Source organism: Actinomyces provencensis, assembly GCF_900155435.1.
Taxonomy (GTDB): Bacteria; Actinomycetota; Actinomycetes; order Actinomycetales; family Actinomycetaceae; genus Pauljensenia; species Pauljensenia provencensis.
This window is the reverse complement of the sequence record NZ_LT700212.1, coordinates 1,726,275-1,728,529: the sequence shown is the minus strand read 5'-3', so window position 1 is coordinate 1,728,529 and position 2,255 is coordinate 1,726,275. Positions and strand designations below refer to the sequence as shown.

2 protein-coding genes are annotated in these 2,255 nt (G+C 74.1%); one reads left to right on the top strand and one right to left on the bottom strand.

What is annotated here, in order from left to right; all coding sequences use genetic code 11:
* The first annotated feature begins 2 nt into the window (after nt 1-2).
* Nucleotides 3-1,163, top strand: coding sequence for a DEAD/DEAH box helicase family protein (locus tag BQ9890_RS07640; protein ID WP_075890556.1), 1,161 nt, complete (start codon nt 3-5; stop codon nt 1,161-1,163).
* An 84-nt stretch (nt 1,164-1,247) separates the two neighbouring features.
* On the opposite strand, the gene BQ9890_RS07635 is transcribed toward BQ9890_RS07640, so the two are convergent.
* The coding region (locus BQ9890_RS07635; RefSeq protein WP_075890554.1) for a permease prefix domain 1-containing protein at nt 1,248-2,255 on the bottom strand (1,008 nt) is incomplete at its 5' end.

Sequence of the window (2,255 nt, the reverse complement as noted above, 5' to 3'; positions counted from 1 at the left end):
GCGTGGTCGTCGTGCCCGCACCGGGACGCCCTGCCCGCCTGCCCTTCTGGCACGGGGAGGGCCCGGGCAGGCCCCCGGAACTCGGCGCCGCCCTGGGGGCCTTCGTGCGCGAGGTCGGGTCCGGGGACGCGGGGCCGGGTGGGTCCGTGCGTGGTCCGGTGCCCGGGGCCGGTCCGAGCCGGTCCGGTGGGCACCCCGACGAGGGCGGACCGGACCAGCCCGGTCGAGAGGGGGACGAACACGTCTCCGGGTCGGTCGCCGGCCGTGTGCAGGGTGGGGTGGAGGAACGTCTCCGGGAGGACGGCCTCGACGACAGTGCCGTGCGGAACCTGCTCGCCCTCCTGGAGGAGCAGCGTCGTGCCACCGGCGTCCTGCCCACCGACACCACGTTGGTCGTGGAGCGCTGCCGCGACGAGGTGGGGGACTGGCGCCTCGTGCTCCACTCGCCCTACGGACGGCGGGTGCACGCCCCCTGGGCGCTGGCCGTCTCCGAGCGCCTCCAGCGCGAGCGCGGTCTCGACGCCCGCGCCATGGCCGCCGACGACGGGATCGTGGTGCGCCTGCCCGACTCCACCGGACGCCCGCCCGGAGCGGAGGTGTTCCGCTTCGACGCCGACGTCATGCGCAGGATCGTCGTGGACGCGGTGGGCCACTCCGCCCTGTTCGCTGCCCGTTTCCGGGAGTGCGCGGCGCGCGCCCTGCTCCTGCCGCGGCGCAACCCCGGCAGGCGTTCGCCCCTGTGGCAGCAGCGCCAGCGCGCCGCCCAGCTGCTGTCCGTGGCGAGCGCCCATCCGGATTTCCCGATCCTGCTGGAGACGGCCCGGGAGTGCCTCGCCGATGTCTACGACCTCGATGCCCTGGCGGACCTGCTGCGCGCCCTGGACTCGGGTGCGGTGGGCATGGCCGAGGTGGAGACGGCCGTCCCCTCACCCTTCGCCTCCACCCTGCTCTTCGGGTACGTCGGCGCCAACCTCTACGACGACGACCAGCCCCTGGCGGAACGACGCGCCTCACTGCTGTCACTGGACACGGCCCTCCTCGCCGACCTCCTCGGCGAGGTCGACATCGCCTCCCTGCTGGACCCCGATGTCGCCGCACAGCTGGCAGCCGAGCTGCAGCGCACCGCGCCGGGGCGCCGGGCCCGCGGGGTGGAGNGTGCTTGAGGGGAAGTGCCTCGGCGTCCCGAGGGGCCCCGCTTCGGGGGCGTGGCGCGGCGTGCGCGACGTGCCTCGGTGGACGAGGGCGGCTCAGGCGCGGGGCGGTCCCTCACGGGGGGAGAGGGCCCGGCGGATACCCTCGACCGAGTCCCACAGGGCGACGGCGACGATGGTCAGGGCGATCGCCGTGGCCGCGACCCCGCCCCACTTCTCGACGTCCTGCATGCCCGCCAGTGCCGCCGGGTTGAACAGCCGCTCGGTCACCAGCAGGTGGACGAGGGTCAGGGCCACCAGGACATTGGCTGCGACATTGACCCCGGCTGCGGTCCACCCCCAGGTCCCCCGCCTCCAGGTGAGGACGGTGACCAGGGTCTCCACGGCCGCGATGGCCACCAGCACGCCCAACCACGGGTTCCACAGGTCCCGTGCGAGGAGAGGCACGCGGGCCCCGCCCTCGTCGGCGAAGAGCGGAATGTGCGTGAGTGCCACCAGTGCGCCCACCCAGATGACCTGGAACCCGACGGCGCCGAGGAGCTCCCCGGTGGTGAAGCGCCTGTCGGTGGTGCCCAGCTCGGTCCGCTCGGGGAGGTCGTCCAGCGACCAGGGGGTGAGCGGTCCCCGGGTGCGGCGGGTGCGCTCGATGACCCAGAAGACCAGGGTCGTCCAGAAGACGATGTGGACGCCGGCATTGAAGGACGTCCAGACCGCCTGGCCGATGGTCGGGCCGAGTGCGTGACCCTCCAGGGTGTCGGCGATGAGCATCCCGAGCAGCACGAAGGGGATCGTGGCGCCCAGGACCACCTTGAGCAGTTTCACGAGGTCGGGGTAGAGCTCCGGCCCGACGAGGTACCTCGGACGCTCACCGAGTCGACCTGCGAGGCGCGAGGGGTCACCGAGCTCCTCCAGTGTGGCGCGCTCGGCGGCGGAGGGGTCCTGGCCGACGGCGGTGCGGGCCTCGATCGTGTCCTCGACGAGGCTGCGCAGCTCGCGTTCCTCCTCGGCCCGGCGCTCGCGGGGGAGGGTGCGCACCACCGCCCAGATGTAGCGCTCGGTGAGGGAGGCGCGTGACGGGGTGGCGGGGCCCGTCGCCCGGGCGGC